23 protein-coding genes and 1 pseudogene are annotated in these 24,286 nt (G+C 59.0%); 11 read left to right on the top strand and 13 right to left on the bottom strand.

The window, feature by feature from the left end; genetic code table 11:
• Positions 1 to 66 precede the first annotated feature (66 nt).
• The gene (locus AC07W5_RS17640) at positions 67 to 972 is read left to right on the top strand and encodes a LysR substrate-binding domain-containing protein (protein ID WP_495023957.1); all 906 of its coding nucleotides are present in this window, start codon (positions 67 to 69) and stop codon (positions 970 to 972) included.
• 142 nt (positions 973 to 1,114) lie between these two features.
• On the opposite strand, the gene phaC is transcribed toward AC07W5_RS17640, so the two are convergent.
• The 3 genes from phaC to phbB all read right to left on the bottom strand — a co-directional run bounded on the left by phaC (position 1,115) and on the right by phbB (position 4,969).
• A complete protein-coding gene (gene phaC / locus AC07W5_RS17635) occupies positions 1,115 to 2,818 on the bottom strand; it encodes a class I poly(R)-hydroxyalkanoic acid synthase (RefSeq protein ID WP_495023956.1) in 1,704 nt (567 codons plus the stop codon).
• A gap of 161 nt (positions 2,819 to 2,979) precedes the next feature.
• Positions 2,980 to 4,158, bottom strand: coding sequence for an acetyl-CoA C-acetyltransferase (locus tag AC07W5_RS17630; RefSeq protein WP_495010785.1), 1,179 nt, complete (start codon positions 4,156 to 4,158; stop codon positions 2,980 to 2,982).
• A 64-nt stretch (positions 4,159 to 4,222) separates the two neighbouring features.
• Positions 4,223 to 4,969, bottom strand: coding sequence for an acetoacetyl-CoA reductase (gene phbB / locus AC07W5_RS17625; protein ID WP_494994935.1), 747 nt, complete (start codon positions 4,967 to 4,969; stop codon positions 4,223 to 4,225).
• Between the two features lie 271 nt (positions 4,970 to 5,240).
• On the opposite strand from phbB, the gene AC07W5_RS17620 reads away from it, so the two are divergent.
• Complete coding sequence (locus AC07W5_RS17620) at positions 5,241 to 6,368, top strand: AraC family transcriptional regulator (RefSeq protein WP_495023955.1); 1,128 nt, start codon at positions 5,241 to 5,243, stop codon at positions 6,366 to 6,368.
• A 26-nt stretch (positions 6,369 to 6,394) separates the two neighbouring features.
• Here AC07W5_RS17620 and AC07W5_RS17615 read toward each other — a convergent pair whose 3' ends face one another.
• Complete coding sequence (locus tag AC07W5_RS17615) at positions 6,395 to 8,833, bottom strand: DUF3141 domain-containing protein (protein WP_495023954.1); 2,439 nt, start codon at positions 8,831 to 8,833, stop codon at positions 6,395 to 6,397.
• Positions 8,834 to 9,085: 252 nt separating this feature from the next.
• Here AC07W5_RS17615 and phaP point away from each other — a divergent pair, with 252 nt between their 5' ends.
• A complete protein-coding gene (gene phaP / locus AC07W5_RS17610; protein ID WP_494994937.1) occupies positions 9,086 to 9,658 on the top strand; it encodes a TIGR01841 family phasin in 573 nt (190 codons plus the stop codon).
• A 35-nt stretch (positions 9,659 to 9,693) separates the two neighbouring features.
• On the opposite strand, the gene phaR is transcribed toward phaP, so the two are convergent.
• The 3 genes from phaR to AC07W5_RS17595 all read right to left on the bottom strand — a co-directional run bounded on the left by phaR (position 9,694) and on the right by AC07W5_RS17595 (position 11,940).
• The gene (gene phaR / locus AC07W5_RS17605) at positions 9,694 to 10,227 is read right to left on the bottom strand and encodes a polyhydroxyalkanoate synthesis repressor PhaR (RefSeq protein WP_494994938.1); all 534 of its coding nucleotides are present in this window, start codon (positions 10,225 to 10,227) and stop codon (positions 9,694 to 9,696) included.
• A 76-nt stretch (positions 10,228 to 10,303) separates the two neighbouring features.
• Positions 10,304 to 10,825, bottom strand: a complete 522-nt coding sequence (locus AC07W5_RS17600) for a GNAT family N-acetyltransferase (protein WP_495023953.1) — start codon at positions 10,823 to 10,825, stop codon at positions 10,304 to 10,306.
• Between the two features lie 65 nt (positions 10,826 to 10,890).
• A complete protein-coding gene (locus tag AC07W5_RS17595) occupies positions 10,891 to 11,940 on the bottom strand; it encodes a LacI family DNA-binding transcriptional regulator (RefSeq protein ID WP_495023952.1) in 1,050 nt (349 codons plus the stop codon).
• Between the two features lie 182 nt (positions 11,941 to 12,122).
• On the opposite strand from AC07W5_RS17595, the gene AC07W5_RS17590 reads away from it, so the two are divergent.
• From AC07W5_RS17590 to AC07W5_RS17575, 4 genes are read left to right on the top strand one after another with little or no spacing between them, the layout of a single operon-like run.
• Positions 12,123 to 13,235, top strand: coding sequence for a fatty acid desaturase family protein (locus AC07W5_RS17590; RefSeq protein ID WP_495023951.1), 1,113 nt, complete (start codon positions 12,123 to 12,125; stop codon positions 13,233 to 13,235).
• Between the two features lie 36 nt (positions 13,236 to 13,271).
• Positions 13,272 to 13,592 (top strand): MocE family 2Fe-2S type ferredoxin, encoded by a 321-nt coding sequence (locus AC07W5_RS17585; RefSeq protein WP_494994942.1) that lies wholly within the window; start codon positions 13,272 to 13,274, stop codon positions 13,590 to 13,592.
• Positions 13,593 to 13,610: 18 nt separating this feature from the next.
• Complete coding sequence (locus AC07W5_RS17580; RefSeq protein WP_495023950.1) at positions 13,611 to 14,852, top strand: NAD(P)/FAD-dependent oxidoreductase; 1,242 nt, start codon at positions 13,611 to 13,613, stop codon at positions 14,850 to 14,852.
• Position 14,853: 1 nt separating this feature from the next.
• Positions 14,854 to 15,723, top strand: a complete 870-nt coding sequence (locus AC07W5_RS17575) for a sugar phosphate isomerase/epimerase family protein (RefSeq protein WP_495023949.1) — start codon at positions 14,854 to 14,856, stop codon at positions 15,721 to 15,723.
• A 33-nt stretch (positions 15,724 to 15,756) separates the two neighbouring features.
• On the opposite strand, the gene AC07W5_RS17570 is transcribed toward AC07W5_RS17575, so the two are convergent.
• Together AC07W5_RS17570 and AC07W5_RS17565 are read right to left on the bottom strand one after the other, a co-directional pair.
• Positions 15,757 to 16,122 carry a VOC family protein gene (locus AC07W5_RS17570; RefSeq protein ID WP_495010777.1) on the bottom strand — a complete coding sequence of 122 codons (366 nt, stop codon included), beginning with the start codon at positions 16,120 to 16,122 and terminating at the stop codon, positions 15,757 to 15,759.
• A gap of 34 nt (positions 16,123 to 16,156) precedes the next feature.
• Positions 16,157 to 16,282: a hypothetical protein gene (locus tag AC07W5_RS17565; protein ID WP_495023948.1), complete on the bottom strand. Its 126-nt coding sequence runs from the start codon at positions 16,280 to 16,282 to the stop codon at positions 16,157 to 16,159.
• A gap of 180 nt (positions 16,283 to 16,462) precedes the next feature.
• Between AC07W5_RS17565 and AC07W5_RS17560 the strand changes: the two genes are divergently transcribed.
• Both AC07W5_RS17560 and AC07W5_RS17555 read left to right on the top strand, forming a co-directional pair.
• Entirely contained in the window at positions 16,463 to 16,735 is a 273-nt protein-coding gene (locus AC07W5_RS17560; RefSeq protein ID WP_495010775.1) for a DUF4242 domain-containing protein, read from the top strand.
• A 50-nt stretch (positions 16,736 to 16,785) separates the two neighbouring features.
• A complete protein-coding gene (locus AC07W5_RS17555) occupies positions 16,786 to 17,598 on the top strand; it encodes a class I SAM-dependent methyltransferase (RefSeq protein ID WP_495023947.1) in 813 nt (270 codons plus the stop codon).
• A 236-nt stretch (positions 17,599 to 17,834) separates the two neighbouring features.
• Here AC07W5_RS17555 and AC07W5_RS17550 read toward each other — a convergent pair whose 3' ends face one another.
• The 3 genes from AC07W5_RS17550 to AC07W5_RS17540 are packed head-to-tail and all read right to left on the bottom strand — an operon-like array spanning position 17,835 to position 20,496.
• Positions 17,835 to 18,455, bottom strand: a complete 621-nt coding sequence (locus AC07W5_RS17550) for a TetR/AcrR family transcriptional regulator (protein ID WP_495023946.1) — start codon at positions 18,453 to 18,455, stop codon at positions 17,835 to 17,837.
• Positions 18,442 to 19,293, bottom strand: a complete 852-nt coding sequence (locus AC07W5_RS17545; protein ID WP_495023945.1) for a 3-hydroxybutyryl-CoA dehydrogenase — start codon at positions 19,291 to 19,293, stop codon at positions 18,442 to 18,444. The genes AC07W5_RS17550 and AC07W5_RS17545 overlap by 14 nt, the downstream gene beginning before the upstream one ends.
• Positions 19,294 to 19,311: 18 nt before the next feature.
• Positions 19,312 to 20,496, bottom strand: coding sequence for an acetyl-CoA C-acyltransferase family protein (locus tag AC07W5_RS17540; RefSeq protein WP_495023944.1), 1,185 nt, complete (start codon positions 20,494 to 20,496; stop codon positions 19,312 to 19,314).
• Positions 20,497 to 20,710: 214 nt separating this feature from the next.
• Between AC07W5_RS17540 and AC07W5_RS17535 the strand changes: the two genes are divergently transcribed.
• The gene (locus AC07W5_RS17535; protein WP_494994952.1) at positions 20,711 to 21,724 is read left to right on the top strand and encodes an AraC family transcriptional regulator; all 1,014 of its coding nucleotides are present in this window, start codon (positions 20,711 to 20,713) and stop codon (positions 21,722 to 21,724) included.
• A gap of 294 nt (positions 21,725 to 22,018) precedes the next feature.
• Positions 22,019 to 22,207 (top strand): annotated as a pseudogene (locus AC07W5_RS17530) (hypothetical protein); the annotation flags it as partial.
• Here the strand turns inward: AC07W5_RS17530 and AC07W5_RS17525 are convergent.
• Entirely contained in the window at positions 22,204 to 24,096 is a 1,893-nt protein-coding gene (locus AC07W5_RS17525) for a sigma-54-dependent Fis family transcriptional regulator (protein ID WP_495023943.1), read from the bottom strand. The pseudogene AC07W5_RS17530 and the gene AC07W5_RS17525 sit on opposite strands and share 4 nt — an antisense overlap.
• Positions 24,097 to 24,286: the final 190 nt, after the last annotated feature.

Here is a 24,286-nt window from a genome sequence, read left to right as displayed (position 1 = left end):
CAGAATCTATGGGGATCCCGATGTGCAATCCAACGCTATTAATGCATTCAGCTATTCGGTTTTTGCATGGATAAGATCTTTCGGGCACCCTCGCTACAGGCCCTTCAAGCGTTTGCCGAAGTGGCTGACACCGGCAACTTCACCGAAGCGGCAGAGACGTTGTGCCTGACTCAAAGCGCGGTCAGCAGAAAGATTCAGCAACTGGAGAGTCACTACGGCGTGCCGCTTTTGATTCGCAGCAGTCGAAGCGTCACGCTGACAGTCGAGGGCAAGGAAGTGCTCGAAACCGCACGTAGGCTGATTGCCGAATTACGGACCCTTGAAGAGCGCATAGCGCCCAGGGATAGACCGTTCCGCATACGCATTCATGTGTCGCTCGCAGTGCGCTGGTTGCTTCCCCGGCTGACCGACTTTTATGCACGTCATCCAGACCTGGCCTTGTCGATCGAAACAGTGGCAACGGAACGGGTCGACCCCTCGGGGGATTGCGACGCCTGCATCCTCTACCTGCCTGGGGCACCAGCCGATCAGGCGCATCACATCCTGTTCGAAGAAATACTGGTACCGGTATGCGCACAGGCTTCGGTGAATGGAAAGTCACCACCGACCTCGTTGGACGAACTCGAAAAGTATCCACTGATCCACGGTTCAACCGGACAACAGGAATGGGCAACGTGGTTAAAAGCGCGGGGCAGGGAGTTGTCCGGCAACTGCAAGCACATCACCTTCAATCTGGACGAACTGGCCCTTGATGCCGCTGCGCGCGGCCTGGGGATTGCCATGACTGACCGTACTCTGGCGCAAGAATTAATCAACCGTGGCGACTTGATAATTCCCTTCGGCCCGGCTCTGAAAACCTCTGGCGTCTATACCCTGTGGCTACAGTCCGGTGGTGCCCTGCATCCAGCCCGACAACCCATATTGGACTGGTTCGATCTGCAGTCGCCCCCTGGGCCAGGAGCTGCGCCTTGATGAATGACAGTGATCGTATCTTTGTTTTTTGTCTCTTGGGCGTTACCCCGAGTGACTACCGTGCCCGGTTCGCAAAGACGTAGAAACGGCCCTCGAACCTGTCACTTGCGAGACAAATTCGGGGCCGGCTCAACGCAGTCTTTTATTGCATCACATAACGGCCTGGCGCCTTCTCCAGCGCCGGGTACTTGGCATTCCCGGCGTGCAGCACCGAGGGCTGGCGCTCTCCGGCGTGTCCGGTCAGCCAGTTGAACCAGTCATTCCACCAGCTGCCGGGTTGCTGTTCGGCATTCTTGAACCAGGTGTCCGGGTTTTTTGTGACCCGATTGTTGGTCCAGTAATGGCGTTTCTGCTTGGCAGGCGGATTGATGACGCCGGCGATATGCCCGGACGCGCCCAGTACAAAGCGCTTGGTCCCGGAGAGCAGGTTGGTGCTGGCGTAGGCGCTTTTCCAGGGCACGATATGGTCGTCATGGGTGGCGAGGATGTAAGCAGGGGCGTCAATCGCACGCAGATCCACCTTGGTCCCGCAGCACTCCAGCTCTCCTGATTTCAGGTCGTTCTGCAAATAGGTGTGGCGCAGGTACCAGCAGTACATCGGGCCCGGAAGGTTGGTGCTGTCGTTATTCCAGAACAGCAGATCAAGAGGAATCGGTTTTTGCCCCTTGAGGTATTTGTCGACGTTGTAGTTCCACCACAATTCGTTGGGGCGCAGCAGGGAGAAGGTATTGCCCATGTCTTCGCCACGAAACAGACCGATGGGGCCATTCACGCCGCCGATGGTGCGCTCGCGGTAGGCCACCAGTTCTTCGTCGACGAATATGTCGATGGGACCGGTATCCTGGTAATCAAGGAACGTGGTGAACAGGCTCACGCTGGCGATCTCTCGGTCGCCGCGTGCAGCCAGTACGGCCAACGCAGTGCTCAACAGGGTGCCGCCGATGCAGAAACCCACGCAATTGAGTCGCTGCTGGCCACTGATCTCGCGGGTCACTTGCAGGGCGTCGATCACCCCGTGCTCAATCAGGTCTTCCCAAGTGGTGCCTGCGTGTTCCTGGTCAAAGTTGCGCCAGGATATCAGGAATACAGGGTGTCCCTGTTCCAGCAGGTGGCGGACCATCGAGTTGTCCGGGCGCAGATCAAGGATGTAGTACTTGTTGATCGACGGCGGTACGACGAATACCGGGTGCCGGTACTGGGTTTCACTTTGTGGGTAGTACTGAATGAGCTGGAAGAGGTGATTCTCGAAGACGATTTCGCCGGGGGTGCTGGCCAGATCGACGCCAACCTTGAAAGCACCGCTATCACACTGGCGCATTTTGCCTTCGTTCATGTCGCTGGCCAGATGCTGCATACCTGTGATCAGGCTGGCACCTTGAGTCTCAACCACACGCTGGAGCGCATCGGGGTTGCTGGCCAGAAAGTTGCTTGGCGCACTGGCGGCGATGGCTTGCTCCACCAGGTAGCGCAGGCGTTGGCGCGCTTTCTTCTCGTCGATCAGCAGCATGTCGAGCAGTTTCAGGAGAAAGCTGGAGTTGAGCAGGTAAAACGCAGCGAGAGAGCCGAACAGTGGCTCGCTCCAGTTGCCGCTGGCGAAACGTCGATCGTCGAAGCTGAAGGGTTGACCGGTCAGCAGTTTTTGGCCGAGTTGACCCCATTGAACCTGGTAGTCCGCTTGAAGGCTGTCCAGGGTTTCGCGAGGCAGTTCGAACCAGGCGCTGTGCTCATGCCCGGAAAACCAGGGATTAGTGCTGACCCATAGGCGCAATTGTTGCACTGCAAAGGACGCGATGAACGGAACCTGGCCTGACCAATAGGTCTTGAATGTATGCGCGTTGTTGTCCATAAAATTCCTTGCCCACACAGATGAGCCGGGCAGAAAAAAAGCCGCGCTATGCCGGACTCCGGCGTAGCGACGGCAGGAATGCGGGCAGCATTGTTTGACGCCAACCTGATGCGCGGAACAAGGGTCCCAAGTCCGCGCATAGGCTACTCAGATGCCGTTGGTTAGCGCTCGATGGCCAGGCCGACGCCTTGACCACCACCGATGCACAAGGTGGCCAACCCCTTCTTGCCGTCGCGGCGGATCAGTTCGTGCACCAGCGACACCAGGATCCGTGCCCCTGACGCGCCGATCGGATGGCCAAGGGCGATCGCGCCGCCGTTGACGTTGACTTTGCTGGTGTCCCAACCCAACTCTTTACCAACCGACAGCGACTGGGCGGCGAAGGCCTCATTGGCTTCGATCAGGTCCAGGTCCTCGACGCTCCAGCCGGCCTTTTGCAGGGTCAGACGTGTAGCCGGGACCGGGCCAATGCCCATGATCGACGGGTCCACACCGGCGCTGGCATAGGCTTTGATCCGTGCCAGCACCGGAAGGCCCAGCGCTTGCGCTTTAGCGGCGCTGGCCAGCATCAGCACGGCTGCACCGTCGTTGAGGGTCGAGGAGTTGCCGGCGGTCACGCTGCCGTCTTTCTTGAATGCCGGATTGAGTTTCGCCAAGGCTTGCGCAGTGCTGTCGATACGCGGCTGTTCGTCGGTGTCGAAGACCAGCGGTTCACCCTTGCGCTGGGGAATCAGGATCGGCGTGATCTCGCTCTTGAAACGCCCGCCCTCGATGGCTGCGGCGGCCTTCTGTTGCGAGGCGGCAGCGAAGGCATCCTGTGCTTCACGAGAGATCTCGTACTTTTGCGCCAGGTTCTCGGCGGTGATACCCATGTGGTAGTCGTTGAAAGCGTCCCACAGGCCATCCTGGATCATGCTGTCTTGCAGTTGCGCATGGCCCATGCGCAGACCGGTGCGCGCTTTTGGTAGAACATAGGGGGCCAGACTCATATTTTCCTGGCCACCAGCGATCACCAGTTCCGCGTCGCCGCAACGGATTGCCTGGACGGCGAGCTGAACGGCCTTGAGGCCGGAGCCGCAGACCTTGTTCAGGGTCAGGGCAGGGGTGGTATGTGGCAAGCCGGCCTTGATCGCTGTCTGGCGTGCCGGGTTTTGTCCTGCGCCGGCAGTGAGTACCTGGCCGAGGATCACTTCATCAATTTGAGCAGCATCGACACCCGTCTGCTCCAGCAGGCGGCGAATCACAGCGGCACCCAGTTCGGTCGCGGGAATTGCGGACAAAGCACCCTGGAAACTGCCGATGGCAGTACGAGTAGCGGCAACGATTACGACTTCGTTCATGCGTGACCTCATTGAAAAGACAAAATTCGTCGAACAGACCGGGGCATAAATGCCCCGGTTGGGGTTACTGCATGTTCATGCCGCCGTTTACCGAGAAGTCGGCACCGGTGCTGTAGGCGGATTCATCGGAGGCCAGCCAGGCCACGATCGAGGCGATCTCTTCGGGTTGGCCAAGGCGACCGACCGGAATGCCGGCAATCATGCCGTCCAGAATGTCTTTGCGGATTGCCGCAGTCATGTCGGTCTGGATGTAGCCTGGGGAGACGGTGTTGACGGTCACGCCCTTGCCGGAAACTTCCCGGGCCAGTGCCATGGTGAAACCATGGATGCCGGCCTTGGCTGCCGAGTAGTTGGTCTGACCGAACTGGCCACGCTGGCCGTTGATCGACGAGATGTTGATGATCCGCCCCCAGCCCTTGGAGAGCATGCCTTCAATGACTTGCTTGGAGGTGTTGAACAAACTGTTCAGGTTGGTCCCGATCACCGCGTTCCAGTCTTCCGGGGTGAGCTTGCGGAAAGACGCGTCACGAGTGATGCCAGCATTGTTGACCAGTACGTCGACTGGCCCGAAGTGTTCCCGCACCATCTCAAAGGCCTTGCGGGTCGATTCCCAATCGGTGATGTCGGTTTCGACGCATTCGAATTGATAGCCAGCTGCAAGCTGTGTTGCCATCCAGTCATCCTTGCGGCTGGAATTGGCACTGCAGCCGACAATGACCTTGAAGCCTTCCTTGTATAGACGTTGGCTGATTGCTGTGCCAATGCCGCCCATGCCACCGGTTACCACTGCAATACGACTACGCGACTCCATACTTCTACTTCCTTATTTTTCGCTGCAGGAGAGAAGATTGTTCGATATCGACGGGCCGGGCGGAAGTGTTTGTAGGTGACTGATTGGTGTCCAACGGTGCCATACGGGCGTTTTGGTCCGCTGGCAGAAAATGAGGAGTACCTGGTACTGGGATCAATACCTGAAATTCAACAGACAGTTAATATTTGTGCAACATGGTTGAAATATGTTCAGCGTAGGTCAATATTGGCTCCGGACAGGATGTTCGGTTCCACAGGTTATTGAGGACGCTATGTATAGAATGAGTTCAGGTTATGCCAGCGTGCTGGCGAATACGCTTTTGGCTCAAGGACTGGATTTTGCCAGTCTGTGCGAGGAGGCTGGACTTGATGTCACGCTCGTGAATAACCCGGGTGAATTCTGCGAGCGAAGCGTTATCTATCGTTTATGGGACCTGGCCGCTCAGGCCTCGGATGATCCGAATATCGGTTTGAAAGCCTACGGGAATTTCCATCCCAGCGTTTTTCAGATCGTGGGCTACACGATGATGTCCAGTTCGAATCTGAAAAGGGCGCTCGAACGTCTGGTTCGTTTCAGCCCGTTGATTGGTACTGGATTCAGCCTTTTCTTTGTCCAGGAGCAGCAGCATTACCGTCTTGCCGCGCTCGATCATCAGCAACGTGGCTCGGTCAAACCCCGGCAATATACGGATGCAGGGCTGGCTTCGCTGCTGGGTTTTTGCCGTTGGCTGGCGGGTGGCAAGTTGCCGCGACCGTTGAGTGTGGAGTTCGCTTATCCCGAACCTGAAGACACGTCGGAGCATCAGCGGCTTTTTGGCTGTCCACTGCGTTTTGGGGCCGCTTATGACAGCATCTTGTTCGATGGTCAGGAGCTTCTGAATCCGTTGAGTATGGCCAACGAGGCGTTGGCCACGCTCCATGACAGTTTTGCCGAGGCTCAGCTGGACCTGTTGTCCGGCAACTCTATTGTCGCCAGGATTCGCGCGCTGATTACCGAGCGCTTGAGCCAGGGGCAAGGCCAAGGGCAATGTGATATGGAATCGATTGCGGCGGCACTGAGCGTCAGCAAGCGAACGCTTCAACGAGGCCTTGAGAAGGATGGCACGCAATTCAAGGATGTCCTGAACGATGTGCGCCGGCAGTTGGCCGACTTTTATTTGCGCCATTCTCATTTCAACATGAAGCATGTGACGTATCTGCTCGGCTTTCATGATCACAGCAGCTTCCATAAGGCATGCACCCGTTGGTTCGGTATGACCCCCGGTCAGTATCGGACCGACGAGTCGTTGTTTGCGGTCGAGCAAGCCGTGCCGGTCCGACTCATGAACCCCGTGGGTCTGCGCCGAGATCAAAAGATCGCAGGCTTCGCCAGCGCTTACGCCGAACGGATACACCGGTAATTCCTTGTGAAGGCTCATTGAGGCGTTCATTCAGGCTTTGGACCTTTTGTCCTTTTGCTCGCCTTGCGCTTTGGAGCTTTAACTTCAATGGCGGGGGCGGGCGTCGGTGTGATCTCCGGCGGCAGCACTGCCGCAAGCGGGGATGGCTCCGCAGGGGGCTCCTTCTGAATGGGATCTGTTTCACCGGGCGGTTGGGTCAGGCTAAAACCTGGCAGGGGGACTTCGAGTAGCGCGTGCAGTTCACGCCAGAATTTGCCTTCAGCTCCAGTAATTGTCAGCAGTTCGGGCATCAATTGCCCAACGGCTGCGAGGACCTGTTGGCGTGCCTTGGTGTCCGGGAGTAGCAAGGGCAGGCTGCGCAAGCTTTCTTGCGGGTGGGCAAAAACCAGCAGGTTCTGCAATCGGATGGCTTCGCGCAGGGCAGCGGGCTCATTGCTGTAGTCCTGGACCAGCCGATGCACCTGCTGAATCAATTTCTCGATGCTTTCCTTGCCCGCCTTGTCGCTGTCGCGGCCCAGTAAAAACAGAATCCGCACCAAAGCTTCCAAGGGGCCGCCATGGGGCAGCGCATCCTGCAGGCGTTCGATCAGGGCCTGGTCCTGCTGATCAGCATGTGCCTGGAGATTTCGCACAGGCTCGTTGCTGGTGAGGACGCTCAGTGCGCCGTAAATGCCGTAGAAACACAGCTCCTGGGTGGCGTCACGCACATCGCGATAAGTATTCAGGGCGTCTTGTATCTGGTTGGAGAACAGCTCCTGCCAGGCCAGCAAAGGGTTGTCCTGGCGTGCGGGACGACGATCGCTGCTCACTTGGGAAACGGTCCCGGCTACCCACCACAGTGCCGGATTCAGGCTGCTCCATAGCACTTGCTGCTGATGGAAGGGGTGTGTCCTGCGCATCAGTTCGGCAACGGGCTCGTTGACTATCTGACGTAGCCACGGACGTATGAACCCGTCGTAAAACGTGCTGTTGATGTCAGACGCACGCTCCACCAGAGAGAATTCGCGATCGTCATCACGGGCCGGCTCGACGTCATCATGGATATCGGCGATTCGCCTTGATTCGAAACGCACGCGGTATTGCACGTCACCGCTGCCTGAGGTGGCCGGCAGATCGTCGATCAGCATTTCGTATAGCCCTGCCGGCAGCGCATTGATGGCTTCGACCGCACCGAGCAACCCACGGTGTTCACGCCGCGCCACCTTGCCGGAAACAAAAATGCCCAAATGGCCGATGCTGGCGTGCCGCAGGTAGACGATGGTACGTCCTGCGTCATGCAATGCGAGATCGCTGGGATAGACATCGGCGATCCAGTTCAATGCCTGTTGTGGAGGGGTGATGTTGTCTCCGTAGGAGCAGAACACCACCACCGGAACTTCGATCCGTTTCAGATCAATGCCGGAGCTCTTGCGGCCGAGGCCGCCGGACAACTGGTTGCCGATGAAAAGGTCATCGACAATCATTTCGATTTCTTCGCCATTGAGCAGGGTCGGGCTGCCCCACCAGCGTTCGAAGTCGAGAAAGCGTTCAGCCTCGCTATCGACCTGGCTGAACAGCTGATAATACTTGCCCCAATAGGTGTTGGCCGGGTCCAGGTTTTCGAAATTGCTGACCAGCCAGGTACCGTCGAAACGGTCATTGCCCAAGTCGCTGCCCAGGCGAGCCATCCAGCCGCCACCCAGCAGGCCACCGGTATAGCGCATCGGATTGCGTCCATTGACACCGGCCCAGTACGACAAGGGGGCACCATTAATAATGATCAATCCCGGCAATTCCGGTCGTGTTGCCGCCAATCCCATCAAGGCCCAGCCGGCCTGGCAGTTGCCGATTATGATCGGCTTGCTATTGGCCGGGTGAAGGGCGCTGACGACTTCGATGAACCGGGCCTGGGCTTCGACGATATCGGCCAGGGTTTGCCCAGGCTGTGGTGAGTGACTGAAAGAGATGAAATAGGTGGGGTGGCCGGCTCTGAGGCTTTCGCCTAATACCGAATCCTGTTTGAAGCCGCCGATTCCTGAGCCATGGCCGCCGCGCGGGTCGATGATGATCACCGGCTGGCCTTTGCTGTAGATCCTTTGCTCTGGCCCGGGGAGGATTCGCAACAGTGAATAGTTGACCGGGCGCGGGAGATCGGCGCCTGCGATCAGGATTTCATGATCGAACTTGAGCAGCAGCGGATACCCGGCGCGTTCATGGGCCAGCGTATTGTCGCCGCGCTGGCGCAGGGTGTCCCAGAACAGCAGGCTACGTTGAGCGAGGTCGATGAAGTATTCCTGCCAGTCAGAGGGCGTGGGTTGTCTGAGTTCGCCCCGCTTCAGAGGGGCGAGGGTTTTTTCCTGGCGCTGGCGCAAAGCATCAAGGACATTCAGGGTATTGAGGCGCTGCAGATGACTCAGGTGTTCGAACAGGCCGCGTTGAGAGGAGAGTTTGTCATATTGCGATGCAATAATATCTTCCTGTCCCATGGTGATCTCCTGGCTTTATGCATGAGAAGTAGCTTGCCGGCATCTCATCATTAAAGAGAGCTTGGCTGGCCGTTCGCCTTTCAGGAGTCTATAGCGAATAGTGGCGGGAGGTGAAATATTTTTGTGCGGCGCACAAAAAATCATTGCCAAACGAATTTGTGCACTGCAATATCAAGGCTAACGCGATGACCGGCAGGATCGCTATCGCGCCCTCAGGCCCATGTCGGCCTTTCAGAATCAGGAGATTCAAGCATGTCTTTTTTTAACTTGGAAAAATTGCAAGACGCTCAGAAAGCCAACCTAGACCTCCTGCAGCAAATCAGCGGCAAAATCTTCGCCAGCGTTGAACAGCTCACCCAATTGCAGATCAAGACTCTGCAAGCCTCCACCGAGGAGCAGTTCGACGGTTTTCGCAAACTGCTGGCAGTCCGTGATCCACAAGGGTTCGCTGAGCTCCAGGCTTCTTTCATCCAGCCAAATGTGCAAGCCGAACGCCTGGCTGAGTTCAATCGTCAAGTACAAGCGCTGATTGTTGGCACCCAGTCGGAAATCGCCAAACTGACCACGCGTCAGGTCGAGGCGGGCACCAAGCAGGTGCAAGAGTTCGTTGAAGTGATCAGCAAGAATGCGCCGGCTGGCTCCGAGCCTGTTGTGGCTGCATTGAAGTCGTCGCTGGCCAATGCCGGCACCGTATTTGAAAACGCACAGAAAGCTGTAAAACAGGCTGCTGACGTTGCCCAGAGCACTTTCGATGCAGCGACTGCCGCAACTGCCGCAACCGGGAAAGCCGCGCCAGAGGGCAAGGCAACAAGCGGTAACAAGTAAGTCACATTAGAATGGTTACACTGATGGCGATGGGTTTATTCCCCATCGCCATTTTTTTTCGGCCCGCCACCGGCGCCTGGCTTGCCTTGTGGCGTGCCGCCGAACAGACCGAAGAGGTTCTGAGTGTTCATGTAGAGGGCTTTTGACTGCTCGACATACTGGCGCATCAAGTCCTGCATGACCGGCGCTTGCTGGTGCATGAACTCGCCCCAGGCTTCAGAGGACTGAGCGCCGGTCTGGGACTGGATGTCGATGACCGTCTGAATGCTTTTATCCAGGTAGCTGCCGAGAACGCCCTGGTAAGGACCGTAGAACTGGATAATCCCCATGAGCATCTCAATGGAGAAGATCGGTTGACCGCCACTTTCGGCTTCCAGAATGACCTGCAGCAAAATACTGCGGGTCAGATCCTCGCCCGTCTTGGCGTCGACTACCTCGAACGGGATTTTATCGACGACCAACTGGCGTATATCCGCAAGGGTCAAATGACTGCTGGTGTGCGTGTCATACAGACGGCGATTCGGGTATTTCTTGATCAGACGGGTGGTGTTCCGACTGTTATCTGTCATGCGGGGCTACTCACAGCGAGCCTGATAAGCAGCCATCTTATCCTACTCTGGCCACTACCGCGGATCGGTGAAGCACCTAACCGGGCTGGCGGGGCACTTTAAGGTCAGCACTGAACTGAAACTTGAACAGGGTGCACTCATGGCCATCGATCGACAGCGGATGGCGAGTGAACTCACCCTGGGTGAGGGCGGGGATTACCCTGGACCAAAATGACCGTGCAGGCTGATTGGCGTCGATGTGAAAAATCTGCCATTGACCGGGAAATTTGTTGAGCAGCGCAGATACGACAAACTTCCCGACGCCTCGACCTCGATACCCGCGGCTGACAAAAAAATAGCCGATGTTGTACTGAACATCGTCAAAACGGACATCGTCGTCAATCGTCACAAAGCCGGCAATTTCCCCGTCAACCTTGATCAGGAAGGGGTGCGTCGATGGCTTTCTCCAGTAGTCGGGTGTTGGCTGGATGTTGAAAAAGCCATGGTTACCGAATTTCAGCGGGAGCCACTCGCTGAAATCGTAGGTGTAGAACTGCATCAGGTTCTCGATGCATTCGAGTTCATCGCGCTGTGCGGGGTGCAGTTCTATCGAAAGCATACCGGGAGCTCCTTCTTACAATCCCTGCGTGACGGGCTGAGTTCACGTCCATTGAAAATGCAAAGTCAGTGTCGAGCGTTCTCTGAGGTCACGATCTGCAGCGGAATATGGATCCGATGCCGTATCGGATCGAAGTCCGGCGTGGTCTGCAGCTCGACCAGCAAGTCGACCAGCGCTGTCGCCAGCAATCGCGGCTGGGAATCGATGACCAGACTGATCAATCCCTGATCCAGGGCTTGTCGCGACAGCTCGGTCGACTCCTGCAGGATACAGCACAGCGATGGCCGCTTCGGCAGCTGCGACAGGGCACTGATGATTCCGTCACCGCCCCCTCCGACCACGCACAGACCCCGCAAGTCGTCATGCCGCGCCAGCAGTTCCAGCGTCGCCTCTTCGGTGACGTCACAGTTGTCCAGGTTGATCACCGCTTCGAGTAGCCGCAACCCCGGTGCGCGCTCCGTCAGGTAACTGCGCAGCCCCTCGACCCGCGCCTGATGGCCGAGAAAGCGGTGGCCGCCGAGCAGCACCCCGATGCTGCCTTTACGTGCACCACAGGTGTGAGCCAGCAGCCAGCCCATGGTGCGTCCGACCTCATGATTATCCAGACCGACGTAAGGCTCATCCGCCGCCTCATGGATGTCGGACAGCAGGGCGATCACCGGAACTCCCGCCTCTCTGATCTGAGCGATGGCTGCATTGATCAGCGGGTGAGCGAAGCTGACCACCGCCAGGCCATCGCACTGCACCGCCAGTTGTTCGATCTGGGCAATGATGGCGCTGGGTGTGCGATCGAATACGTATTCGAAATGGCAGCTCAGGTTGGCGCCGGCCTGACGCTGCGCCACCTCGGTGATGGCGGTGGCAACGTTGCCATAGAACGCCTGGGCGGTGCCGAGCAACAGGATGCCGAAACGGTAGGTGGGGCGACGTTCGCGGATCCGCTGACCGATCAGCCTGGCGGCGAAATAACCGACCGCTTCGGCGGCCTGGAATACCTGCTCGGCGGTGGCCGGGCTGACCGGAGCTCTGGCGTTGAGCACCCGATCCACGGTGGCGACACTTAAACGCGCGTGCTCAGCAACCGTGGCGATGGTGGGGCGTTTATTGTTGTTCATGGCGGCTCCCGGAAGCGCCTTGATAGAAAACTATCAAGCCTTGCTGGGCCTGGATGATAGCTTGATAGGGAATGTATTCAAGGGCTTGAGGGTGATTTGTGCGCTCTCTATATTTTCGCAAGCGATGCCATCGCGCATCCAGGCAAGTGCCTGAAACCATCAAGCTTGCGGAGAACAATAAAATGCCTGAACGAAACGCAGCCTTTGAATACCCCGACAAACCCGTGCCTCGGGATTATCGATTGACCGGTCCCGAAGCCGCCAGAGCGGCGCAAAAAGGCCTGGTATCGGCAAGCTGGTACCAATCCCCCATTTCTCGTAAACGCATGAAGGAATTGATGCAGCGCCGCGATGGCCCGGCCTTGCTTGATACCGCGATCTGGCTGCTGGCGATGGTCGTGACCGGCTTCGGCGGTTACTGTTTCTGGGGCTCCTGGGCCTGCATTCCGTTCTTCTTCGTCTACGGGCTGCTCTACGGCACGGCGTCCAATGCCCGTTGGCACGAAGCGGGTCACGGTACAGCGTTCAAAACCCGCTGGATGAATGATGCGGTCTACCAGCTGTCGAGCTTCATGTTCATGTTCGAACCCCAAGTCTGGCGCTGGAGCCACGCACGGCACCACACCGACACCGTTATCGTCGGCCGCGATCCGGAGATCGTCGAACCACGTCCGCCAAGCCTGATAAATATGGTGCTGAGCCTGTTCAGAATGCCTTACGCGTTGAAGACGATGGGGTCAGTCTGCCGGCATGCGACAGGGCGGATGGGTGAAGAAGAGCAGACGTTCATCCCCGAATCCGAGTGGCCCAAGGTGGTGAGGGACGCACGCGTCTGGCTAGCAATTTATTCGCTTACCGTGGGCACTGCGCTTTATCTGCAGAGCTGGTTGCCGCTGATGTTTATTGGTCTGCCGACCCTCTATGGCGGTTGGCTGTCCTACCTGTTCGGCCTGTCGCAGCATGTCGGCCTGGCTGAGGACGTACTCGATCACCGCAGCAACTGCCGTACGATTTACATGAACCCGGTGCTGCGCTTTATGTACCTCAACATGAACTATCACCTTGAGCATCACATGTATCCGATGGTGCCTTTTCACGCGCTGGCGCAGCTTCACGAGGAGATCCGCCACGACTGCCCGCCGCCTTACACCAGTCTGTTAGAGGCCTTCAAGGAAATCATCCCGACCATCTGGAAGCAGCGCAAAGACCCGACCTATTTCGTCCGTCGCCCCTTGCCACAACGCGCAGCGCCGGCCGCCAACGTCCAGGCAGAACCTGAAGTAACGCCGGCCTGACACCTTCCTGTCTGTACCACTACAAGAGAAAACGCCATGACCGATCAATGGATCGATGTATGTGCCGTGGGCGATATCGACGAAGAAGATGTCATTCGTTTCGACCATGGCCAGCACACCTATGCCGTCTACCGCTCCGCCGACAGCGAGTTTTTCGCCACGGCGGGCCTGTGCACCCACGAATCCATCCACCTGGCCGATGGCCTGGTGATGGAGCATGTCATCGAGTGCCCCAAGCACAACGGGCGTTTCGACTACCGCTCCGGCAAAGCCCTTGGCGCGCCGGTGTGCGTCAACCTCAAGACCTATCAGGTCCGGGTCGAGGCGGGTCGTGTCCTGCTCGCTATTACGGTTTAACTGCACGGAGTCTGTGCCATGAATCCTGACAACGATCCACTGGTTATCGTGGGTGCCGGGCATGCGGGTGGTCGCGCGGCCTTGACCTTGCGCGGCGAAGGTTATAGCGGTCGCCTGATTCTGATAGGCGACGAGTCCCACCCGCCCTATGAACGTCCGCCGCTGTCCAAAGGGTTGTTGCAGGGCACGGTCGATCTGGCGGGCTGCAGCCTGTGCGATACCGCTCAGCTCGCCGAACTGGACATTGAACACCTGGCCGGCAACCCGGTGAAATGCCTGGATCCGCAGCAGCATCGTCTGCAGTTGGCCGACGGCAGCTGGTTACATTACGCCCGTTTGCTGCTCGCGACTGGGGGGAGGGCGCGGCTGCTGCCTTATGTGCCCGAGCATCTGCTCAATGTGCTTTATCTGCGTACCCATGACGAAGCCCTGACGCTGCGCGCTTTGTTGCAGCCTGACGCTCGATTGGTGATCATCGGTGGCGGCTTCATCGGACTCGAAGTCGCCGCGACCGCCCGTGCCCTGGGTTGCACGGTGACTTTGCTCGAAGCCGGGCCGCGCCTGGCGGGCCGCGTCCTGCCGCAGCGCCTGTCCAGTGTCCTGCTGGAACTGCATCGCCGTCAGGGCGTGGATGTCCGACTGAACGTGGCCATCGAAACGGTGCTGGGCGCCACTCGCGCCGAGGCGGTGCAACTGGTCGACGGCCAGTTGTTGCCCTGCGATCTGGTCGTGGTGGGTATCGGCATGCAACCGAACACCGAGTTGGCCGTGGCTGCCGGGCTTGAGGTCGGTCAGGGCATTCGCGTCGATGCGCAGTTGCGCACCAGTGCGCCGGACATCTTTGCGGCAGGCGACGTCTGTGAGTTTCGTCTGCACCCGCAAGGGGGGTTCCAGCGTCAGGAAACCTGGCGCAACGCCGAAACCCAGGGCCGTCACGCCGCCCTGAACCTGCTGGGCGGCGAGCAGCCCTACGACGTCATTCCCGGCTTTTGGTCCGATCAGTACGACTGGGGGCTGCAAACCGTGGGTGTAATCGCAAACACCGAACCGACGGCGAGCCGGACAACCCCGGGTGGCGGTTTCCTGTTGTTCTACCTCGATGCCGAACAACGTCTGCTAGGGGCTTGCGGCTGGGGCCAGGGCAATAGCATCGCCAAGGACATCAAGTTGTGCGAACGGCTGATCGCTAACCATAACCCCCTCTCGGCGGTCGCTTTAGCCGATGCCGATGTATCGCTCAAACAACTGCTGAGGAACTGACATGCGCGAATTCCTGGTGTTTCAGTCCTTGTGGGCCATGCAAGATCACCGTGGCCACTGCGATCTTTCCATTGAGGCGCAACTGGAGAAGATCGCCGCCGCCGGTTTCGACGGGATCACCGACCATTTCTGGCTCGCGCCACAGGCTGCACGCCTGAGTGCCGCCGCCAAGGCGCAAGGCCTGCAAATCGAAGGTCAGCTGTTCCCCCGCACCGTGGATGATCTGGCAGCGGCGATCGATGTCGCCTCCCGCTACGGATGCCACCATCTCACGCTACAAGCCGATGTCCGGCCGCGCACGCTGACGCAGGCGATCGAGCTGATTGAAGGCTGGCAGCGTCTGGCCGAGCAGGTGGACTTTCCGATCCTCCTGGAAACCCATCGTTACCGCCTCACCAGTGACCTGTTGTTCACCCTCGACATTCTCGCGCAAATGCCCGACCTCAAGTTGCTGGCCGACTTGTCCCACTATGTCGTGGGCCGCGAACTGCCAGAACCGGCCGCTGCCGAGGACGACGAACAGATCCATACCATCCTGCGTCACAGCTGGGGCTTCCATGGCCGTGTGGCCAGTTGTGAACAGGTCCAGGTCCCCCTGAGTTTCGCCCAGCACCGACCCTGGCTGGAGCGTTTCCTGGGTTGGTGGCGCTATGGGATCGAGGATTGGCTGGCCCGCCCGAACAGGCCCGCCAGCCTGTCCTTCACCTGTGAACTCGGCCCGCCACCCTATGCCATCACCGGTGCCGACGGAGGCGACATCACCGATCGCTGGGCCGAGGCGCTGATCCTTAAGGACCTGATGCGCAAGGTCTGGAATGACAGCCTGGCGCAACATCGTCGGATGGAAACCAGTCGTTCGCCAGGGCCGTAGATACCGTCTTACGCCTCACCAGGCATCGCAACGCTAATCCCGGGTGAAAATTTCCAGCAGATGGCCGTCCGGATCATCGAAATACACTCTTCGCCCACCGTCGAGCCGGTTGATTTCGCCCGGGCGCAGCTTGCAGGGATCGGCCCAGTAGGGGAGTTCTCGACTCTGTATACGGGCGAAAACCGGGTCAAAGTCGTCCTCACCAATCAGGAAGGCATAGTGCTGGGAAGAAAACTCGTCGTTGTCGTAGTAATCGAGCGAGACACCGTTATCGAGCTGGACAATCAGCATCGGACCGAATGGGACAGGGCTGGGCAGGCCCAGGATGTCCACGAGAAATGTCGCAGATTTTTGCTTGTCGCGGCACCAGACGATGGTGTGGTTCAACTGCACGCTCACGTTACGATCCCCCTTGCACGACGGTGCATTCAGGTTAGGCGATATTGGGCTTTCTCACGAGATGTCGCAGTGCTGGCTCATTGCCGAGTTCGACATAGCATTCGCCTTCGGTGATCAGGTGGAAGATCACCATGCGCAGGGTTTGCGACAAAGCGTCCATTGTTGTGCTCCGGTGCTTGCAGGGTCTGTGATTGTGAGCGCCTCGCCGCGCGGCGCAAAACCGCCGGACGATCGGGCAGCCCTGGCCGACGATCGGGCAGGACGCCGACCTGCCCGAGCGCGATAGTTGTCCAACAGGAGCACTGCCGTCCCTGTCATCAATCACAAGGTGGAGGTTGCCATGCCTGAGTTCGTCATCGAGCGCGAAATTCCGGGAGCCGGAACACTGCCAGAACGGGACTTGAAAGCGATCGCACAAAAGTCCTGCAAGGTCCTGCGCGAGATGGGGCCGCAAGTACAGTGGCTGCATAGTTACGTCACGGGCGAGAAAATTTATTGCGTGTATATCGCACCGAACGAGGAACTCGTCAGGGAGCACGCAAGACAAGGCGGTTTTCCTGCCAATAGCGTTTCCCGAGTCACCTCCATCATTGGCCCGACAACGGCGGAGTAATCGCCCTCCAGTACCCTGCCTGCATTCCAGCCCATACAGAGTCAGCTCCCATGAGCACATCCCTTGATTTAAACGCCCTGAAAAACCGTCAGATGATTGCGTGGGCCAGTGGCGACTATGCCGTGATCGGCACAACTTTACAGATCGTCGGGGAGCTGCTGGCGGAGGCCTGCGACCTGCGTTGCGATGAGCTCGTGCTTGATGTAGCGGCCGGCAATGGCAATGCCACACTCGCCGCAGCGCGTCGAGGTTGCAAGGTGACCTCGACCGATTACGTGGCCGCTTTGCTCGAACGTGGCGAGGACCGGGCCAGGGCAGAGAACCTGGAGGTGATCTTTCAGGTGGCCGATGCCGAGGCACTGCCCTTCGAGGACGCGAGCTTCGACGTGGTGCTGTCGACGTTCGGCGTAATGTTCGCGCCCGACCAGCCAAAGGCGGCCTCCGAGCTGGCGCGGGTGTGTCGCCCGGGGGGACGGATCGGTCTTGCCAACTGGACCCCGGAAGGTTTCGTCGGTCAGATGTTCACGACGCTGGGTCGGCATTTTCCACCACCAGCGGGCGCACAACCGCCTTCGTTGTGGGGCTCGGAAGCGCATCTGCATTCGCTTTTCGCTGAGTGCGCTGACAATGTCACCGTGACGCGGCGGATGTTCAACTTCCGCTACCGCTCGGCCGCGCATTTCATTGAGACTTTCCGCGCCTGGTACGGCCCGATCCACAAGGCCTTCGCGGCGCTGTCCGCTGAGGGGGCCATGGCGCTGGAAAGTGACCTGAGCAAATTGCTGGACACGATGAATCGGGCTGGCGAAGCGTCGCTGGTGGTGCCGAGTGAATATCTGGAGGTGGTTATCACGCGGCGTTGAGTCTAGTGGCCTGTGTGGCTAGTTCTGTTAGTCAACTTCGGCGCCAGCAGCCCATATCCTGCGTTGCTGTTCCTCGCCATAGCGGGCTATGACTCGTCACAGCGCCTTGGCTCTGGGCCGCCGGCATCCGAATTTGAGCTAACGAACTAGCCACACAGGCCACTAGTGTTGGTAGGGAGCCGAAGCTCCCTCGCCACAAAGGTCGCCGGGTTAGTCTCTGTTGCCCACCCTCAGGCTCAAGCCACCGCGGCCTGAAGACAGGACACTCCCGGAGGGCAGGGGCCAAGCAGCCGTTCTATTGCGCCGGTCACCAGGTTCTCTATCAATTCTTCGCGCTCCCGATCATTGAGGCTGTGCTGTGCCACCCAGGACGGGGCGCTGTTGAGCAAGGATGCAATGGCATGTCCGGCGGCCAGCAGTCCATGTTCGGTCAACTGCGTTCGATGGCCAAGCATCGCCAGCAACTGGCGTTCGTATTGCTCGCGCAGCTGCCTGACCCGCTGCTGCTGGTCATCATTCAGGCAGCAACTGTCGCGTTCGGCCAGGCGAAAGTGTCGAGGGAGCTCCCGATGCAGTTTCAGGTGCGCGCGGATGATCACTTTCAAGCTGTTGCGCCCAGGGCCGGCTTTTTTCTCGTTTCGTCTCAGGGTAGCCAGCAGCTCCTCGTAGAACTCTTCGATCAGGTCGAGCAGCAAATGCTGCTTGCTCGGGTAATGATGGTAAAGCGAGCCAGGCGCAAGCCCCAGATAGGTCGCCAGCTCGCGCATCCCTACCTGGCCGAAACCCTTGTTGGCGAACAGCTCGAGCGCCTTGTCTCGATGCTGCGCGAAGCGAGAGCAGCGCTCAGGCATAAGCATGGAAGCCGCGCCCGCTTTTGCGGCCCAGATAACCGGCCGCGACCATTTCTTTGAGCAGCGGCGCCGGACGGTATTTACTGTCGTTGAAACCGTCGTAGAAGGCTTCGAGAATCGCCAGCAAGGTGTCCAGCCCGATCAGGTCGGCCAGTGCCAGCGGGCCTATCGGTTGATTGCAGCCAAGACGCATGCCGGCATCGATGTCTTCAGCGCTGGCCAGCCCCTCCTGAAACACCAGAATCGCTTCATTGATCATCGGCACCAGAATCCGGTTGACCACAAAGCCTGGACGGTTGCCGGCAGTGATGGCGGTCTTGCCCAGCCGTTGCGCCAGCTCCAGCGCCAGGGCATGGGTGGCATCGCTGGTCTGCAAGCCACGAATGACTTCAATCAGCCCCATCATCGGCACCGGATTGAAGAAGTGTAGGCCGATGAACCGTTCGGGCTGACTCACGCTGGCGGCGAGCTGAGTAATAGACAACGAAGACGTGTTCGAGGCAATCACACAGTCGGCGCTGACTTGCGCGGCGATCTGTTGCAGTACCCGCAGTTTCAGGTCGAGGTTTTCGGTCGCGGCTTCGATCACCAGTTGAGCGTTTTGCAGGGTCGCGTAGTCCGTGCTGGTCTGGATGTTGTCCAGCGCCGCGAGCTTTTGCTCCCGGGAAAGGAGCTGTTTGGCGATTTGCCGGTCCAGATTCTTGCCCACGGTCGCCATAGCGTTTTGCAACGCGGTCCCGGAGATATCCAGCAGCGTCACGTTGAAGCCGGCAAGGGCACAGATTTGCGCAATGCCGTTGCCCATGGTGCCAGCGCCGATCACACCGATGTTTTGCAGATTCATGTTCGGGTACTTCCTTAATCAAACGCGTTCGAACAGCACGGCGATGCCCTGGCCACCGCCAATGCACATGGTCGCCAAGGCATAACGTCCCTGACAGCGGTGCAGCTCGTAAATGGCTTTGGTGGCGATAATCGCGCCGGTGGCGCCGACTGGATGGCCCAGGGAAATGCCCGAACCGTTCGGGTTGAGCTTATGCGGATCGAAGCCCAACTCCTGCGCCACGGCACAGGCTTGGGCTGCGAACGCTTCGTTCGATTCGATCACATCAAGGTCGGCGACGGTCAGGCCTGCACGCTTGAGAACCAGTCGGGTGGCGGGGATCGGCCCCAGGCCCATCATCGACGGCTCAACCCCGGCGTGAGCGTAACCCACCAGCCGGGCCATGGGCTTGAGGCCTTGCTCGCGAACGACGGCTTCGGTGGCCATGATCAATGCGCCTGCACCGTCATTGAGCCCGGAGGCGTTGCCTGCAGTGACGCTGCCATCTTTCTTGAATGCAGGTTTCATAGCGTTTAGTTGCTCGGCACTGACATCTGCTCGTACATGCTCGTCAATGGCGAAAGACACCGTGCCTTTGCGTGTCGCCACTTCAATCGGCACGATCTGCTCGACAAAACGCCCTTCGGCAATGGCCCGGGCTGCACGTTGTTGGCTGACAAGGGCCAGTTCATCCTGCATCTGGCGACTGATGCCATAGTGCTCGGCAATGTTCTCCGCGGTGATGCCCATATGGAAGCCGGCAAAGGGATCCTGCAGAACCCCAAGCATGTAATCGATAGCCTGCACATCGCCCATTCGTGCACCCCAGCGCGCTTGCGGCAGCAGGTAAGCACCGCGGCTCATGGACTCGACGCCACCGGCCAGCACGGCCCCGGCATCGCCCAACATCAAACTTTGCGCGGCGCTGACAATGGCTTGCAAACCGGAGCCGCACAGGCGGTTGACGTTGAACGCCGGGGTTTCTTTCGACAGGCCGGCATTCATTGCCACCGCCCTGGAAATATAGGCGTCGCGGGCTTCGGTGGGGATCACATGACCCATCACCGCATGGCCGATATGCTCGGGCGCCAGGCCCGAGCGCTCAATGGCCGCGCGGCAAACGTCGGTTGCCAACTGGATAGGGGTCACGTCCTTCAGCGATCCGCCGAAACTGCCAATGGCGGAGCGCACCGCGCTGACGACGAAAATATCGGAATTGTTCATATCGACTCCTGGAATCAATGTTGCAATCGTTGGCAGTCAGCGACTGGCGTACCATGGGCGCCGTCCGGCTTCAGACGCCCCCCACAGGGGCTGCGCTGCAGTACCTGGTATGGATGTGAGTCTAGAGTCCGCAGCGGCGCTGGCCTATGCCATAACTGTTCAAGGACATTGGCGTTTTTTGCCATTTTCAGGCGATGAAGAGAGAAACGTTCAAATGCGGGAAAAGGATTCGGTTGCCGTCTACTTTATGCATGCAATGCTCCATGCACTGCGTGAGAACCCGCAGCGCCTGCGGGCGGTACTCGAGCAGGCGGGAATCGACCCGGCGCTGATGGACCAGCCCACGGCGCGGGTGCCGGCCAGTGCTTTTGCAGCGTTGTGGTTGATCCAGATTCGCGAGTTGAACGACGAGTTCTTCAAGCTCGACTCCCACGGCATGCCGCCTGGCAGTTTTGCCTTGATCTGCCGGGCATTGATTCAGGAGCCGAATCTGGAGAAGGCCATGCGCCAGTGCCTGGCCAACTTCGCGCTGTTCCTGCGGGACTTTCGCGGCAGTTTGAGTGTGCGCGGCAAACGCGCCGTCATCAGCCTGCAGACCCGATCGGACAATAACGACGTCAGTCGTTTCGGCGAAGAGACCTTCCTGGTGTTGATGATCAGTCTGCTGTGCTGGCTGGGTGGGCGGCGAATTCCCATCGATCGCGCGGATTTCCGCCATGAACGTTTGTCGCTCAGTGATGATCCATTGCTCTGGGGCGCCAACCTGACTTTCGGCGCGCAGCGCACTGAAATCGAGTTTGCCAGTCGCTACCTGCGTCTGCCGGTGGTTCAGGATCTTGCATCACTCAAAGTGTTTCTGCGCAGTGCGCCGCAATGGTTGGTGATTCGCTTTCGTAACCAGCATGGCCTGGCGGCACAGATCCATCAGCGTCTGCGAAACAGCCATTACGGCCAGTGGCCTACCTTGCAGACCTTCGCGATAGAACAGCATCTGAGCCCCAGTACCTTTCGCCGAAAACTGGAGCGCGAAGGCTGTTCGTTTCAGGAGATCAAGGACGAAGTGCGCCGCGGCGTTGCTTTTGAACAGCTGCGCCAGAGCCGGGCGAGCATCACCGAAATTGCCGAGCAGATCGGCTTTCAAGAACCCAGCGCGTTCCACCGGGCGTTCAAGAAGTGGACGGGGGAAAGTCCGGGGCGCTATAGGGCAAGGTTTCAGGACAAGCCCTGATCCCAGTCAGTCAAGAAGAATAAGCGTCGGGCACAAAACCTGTGGCGAGGGGCTTGTGCCCGGCACCTCTGATCCTCGTAGATTCTTTGAGGATGTTTACAGGTTGATGGGTAAGGAGTGGAAAGATGATCTTTATAGGGCCGGTCTTGAAGATCAATCCACTTGGTGATTAGGGTGGGGGAGTGGGATCGTTCCCACGCTCTGCGTGGGGATGCCTCACTGGACGCTCTGCGTCCGCTTCGGCCGTGACGCAGAGCGTCACGGGCTGCATTCCCACGCGGGAGCGTGGGAACGATGCATAGGGCCAGTCTTGAAGATCAATCTTGCAACCGTTATATGGCCCTCACCAGCAACGATTGCGATATCCCGGCTCTGTTTGTCGACACTCAAGCTCCCCTCGATGTGTTACTGGAGGCTGCCGATCACCGCATTCGGGCGGTCACTCAGGTGATGGAGAGCCTGGCCATGGCCGGCGCGATTCAAGCCGGGCTTCTTCCGGGCATCTCTATTCGGTGCTGATGCACCCGTCGATAAAGCGTCGCACGGGAAATACCCAAGGCTTTTGCGGCGGCTATCGGTTTCCAGCGGTGACGGACCAATGCATCGAGCAGCGCCTGACGCTCTGGACAATCGGTGGTTTCGTTGCAGCCGGTCGAGGGCAGGGCGTCGAGCCCTGAACCCTGTAGTTGCCCCGGCAAATGACTCAACTGGATGACGTGCGCCTCACACACGGCGCAGGCGTAGCGCAGGACATGGCGCAGCTCACGGACATTGCCCGGCCAGCGATAGCCGAGCAGGCACTCCAGCGCTGCGGTGCTGATTTTCACCGACACACCGCACAGCTCCGATTCCTCAGCGAGAACGCGGTTGATCAACGCCAAACGGTCACTGCGTTCGCGCAAGGGCGGCAACTGGAAGCGCGCTCCGCCGAGGCGAAAGTACAGATCTTCACGAAAATCCCCGCTCCTGACCAGTCCTTCCAGGTCACGGTGGGTCGCACAGATCACCTGAATATCCACGACCCTGGACCGAGAAGCGCCCAGTGGCGCTACTTCACCCTCCGCCAGGACCCGCAGTAACCGGGTCTGCAAAGCCAGCGGCATGTCACCAATTTCGTCGAGGAACAGCGTGCCGGTATCGGCCTGTTGCAGCAGGCCTTGCAGGCCTTTGCTCGATGCGCCGGTGAAGGCCCCGGCAACATAGCCGAACAGTTCACTCTCGATCAGGCTCTCCGGGATCGCTGCACAGTTCACCGCGATGAAAGGGCGCTCGCGTCGGCTGCTCGCCTGGTGCAGTTGACGGGCGAACACTTCCTTGCCGGATCCGGTTTCCCCCTGAATCAGCACCGGCAAGTTACGGTCCTTGACTCGTACCGCCAGGCGCAGGCTTTCGGCGATACGCGGGTCAAGTTCCGTGGCGGCGATTTCAACCCGCGAGGACCTTTTGGCAGGACGGCGAGGGGCGCTCAAGCGTGCATGCAGTTCACTCTGCCCGCCGTGATTGCGCAGCAGGCAAAGGGACTCGTCCGTCGCTTGATGGAGGATCTGCTGGTCGAATACCTGGCCGATATGCTCGGGGAGCTGACCATAGCGCTGCAGCAAAAACTGGCGTGCCGCCGGGTTCAGCGCCTTGAGGCTGCCGTCCTCATCCCAGGCGAACAGGAAGTCGGGCTGGCTATCAACATAACCGGGGGTGCTGTGGGCACGCAGCACCCAGTAACCCTGGACGCTGTTCATGAAAAATGCGTGTTCGATTTCCCGGGCGCTCTGCACCACCATTTGCCGGATCAGGTGCTGGGAACGGCGGTCATCGGGGGACTGCACGGCCGACACATCGAGTACCCCGAGCAACTCGCCCTGTGGGTCGAAGACCGGCGCGGCAGAGCAGGTCAGACCGATGAACGCTGCGCGGAAATGATCACGTTTGTGGACCGTGACCGGCGCCTTGGCGGTGAGTACCGCAGCTACTCCGCAGGTGCCTTCTTCGCCTTCCGACCAGCAGGTGCCCAGATACAACCCGGCCTTGCGGCAGTCATTGCGAATTGCCGCCTCGACCCGATAGTCGATGGTCTGGCCCTGTGCGTCGGTAAGCAGCACGCAGTAGTCAGCGTCGCGTACCCGGCCATGGAGGCGGGCAACTTCTTCGCTGGCGATACGCAGGAACAGTTCGGAGCGCTCGCGGCATTCATTGAGCACATTTTGCGAAAGAATACGCGGCCCCTGCAACGAGCCGGGGTCGAGATGGTGCTGCTCCATGGAGCGGCGCCAGGAATCGAGAATCAGGCTCGGTACCGGCACTTGCGGCAAGTGCGCGGCATTCTTCAGTACGCGACTGACGCAATCCACATGGGCCTTAGAGTGTGCGGAAAGCATAGGGCCTCCGTTTCCAGCTTTTTGTAGTTGTGCGGCCATTAAGCGCTGTTCATAGCCTTCAGACAAGCGACAGGACGCCGACCGATCGAGGTGAGACGCAACGTCTCAGCGTCTCGCTTTCCTTGCGCGCAACCTGACATGCCGCGTCTCAGAAACAGCGTGCCCCGGGTGCTCCCATATTCTTCATGAA

Source organism: Pseudomonas sp. GW821-FHT01E05 (assembly GCF_059422425.1).
Note: the sequence above shows the minus strand (reverse complement) of the source record. Positions and strands in the feature narration are given on the sequence as shown.

Bases quoted from the DNA above. Each gene is read 5' to 3' on its own strand.
- AC07W5_RS17585 (WP_494994942.1), top strand. From the start codon at position 13,272: ATGACCGATCAATGGATCGATGTATGTGCCGTGGGCGATATCGACGAA.
- phbB (WP_494994935.1), bottom strand. From the start codon at position 4,969: ATGGAGTCGCGTAGTCGTATTGCAGTGGTAACCGGTGGCATGGGCGGC.
- AC07W5_RS17550 (WP_495023946.1), bottom strand. From the start codon at position 18,455: ATGCTTATGCCTGAGCGCTGCTCTCGCTTCGCGCAGCATCGAGACAAG.
- AC07W5_RS17590 (WP_495023951.1), top strand. From the start codon at position 12,123: ATGCCTGAACGAAACGCAGCCTTTGAATACCCCGACAAACCCGTGCCT.
- AC07W5_RS17575 (WP_495023949.1), top strand. From the start codon at position 14,854: ATGCGCGAATTCCTGGTGTTTCAGTCCTTGTGGGCCATGCAAGATCAC.
- AC07W5_RS17545 (WP_495023945.1), bottom strand. From the start codon at position 19,293: ATGAATCTGCAAAACATCGGTGTGATCGGCGCTGGCACCATGGGCAAC.
- AC07W5_RS17540 (WP_495023944.1), bottom strand. From the start codon at position 20,496: ATGAACAATTCCGATATTTTCGTCGTCAGCGCGGTGCGCTCCGCCATT.
- AC07W5_RS17560 (WP_495010775.1), top strand. From the start codon at position 16,463: ATGCCTGAGTTCGTCATCGAGCGCGAAATTCCGGGAGCCGGAACACTG.
- AC07W5_RS17630 (WP_495010785.1), bottom strand. From the start codon at position 4,158: ATGAACGAAGTCGTAATCGTTGCCGCTACTCGTACTGCCATCGGCAGT.
- AC07W5_RS17555 (WP_495023947.1), top strand. From the start codon at position 16,786: ATGAGCACATCCCTTGATTTAAACGCCCTGAAAAACCGTCAGATGATT.
- phaP (WP_494994937.1), top strand. From the start codon at position 9,086: ATGTCTTTTTTTAACTTGGAAAAATTGCAAGACGCTCAGAAAGCCAAC.
- phaC (WP_495023956.1), bottom strand. From the start codon at position 2,818: ATGGACAACAACGCGCATACATTCAAGACCTATTGGTCAGGCCAGGTT.
- AC07W5_RS17640 (WP_495023957.1), top strand. From the start codon at position 67: ATGGATAAGATCTTTCGGGCACCCTCGCTACAGGCCCTTCAAGCGTTT.
- AC07W5_RS17615 (WP_495023954.1), bottom strand. From the start codon at position 8,833: ATGGGACAGGAAGATATTATTGCATCGCAATATGACAAACTCTCCTCT.
- AC07W5_RS17595 (WP_495023952.1), bottom strand. From the start codon at position 11,940: ATGAACAACAATAAACGCCCCACCATCGCCACGGTTGCTGAGCACGCG.
- AC07W5_RS17525 (WP_495023943.1), bottom strand. From the start codon at position 24,096: ATGCTTTCCGCACACTCTAAGGCCCATGTGGATTGCGTCAGTCGCGTA.
- AC07W5_RS17580 (WP_495023950.1), top strand. From the start codon at position 13,611: ATGAATCCTGACAACGATCCACTGGTTATCGTGGGTGCCGGGCATGCG.
- phaR (WP_494994938.1), bottom strand. From the start codon at position 10,227: ATGACAGATAACAGTCGGAACACCACCCGTCTGATCAAGAAATACCCG.
- AC07W5_RS17535 (WP_494994952.1), top strand. From the start codon at position 20,711: ATGCGGGAAAAGGATTCGGTTGCCGTCTACTTTATGCATGCAATGCTC.
- AC07W5_RS17600 (WP_495023953.1), bottom strand. From the start codon at position 10,825: ATGCTTTCGATAGAACTGCACCCCGCACAGCGCGATGAACTCGAATGC.
- AC07W5_RS17565 (WP_495023948.1), bottom strand. From the start codon at position 16,282: ATGGACGCTTTGTCGCAAACCCTGCGCATGGTGATCTTCCACCTGATC.
- AC07W5_RS17620 (WP_495023955.1), top strand. From the start codon at position 5,241: ATGTATAGAATGAGTTCAGGTTATGCCAGCGTGCTGGCGAATACGCTT.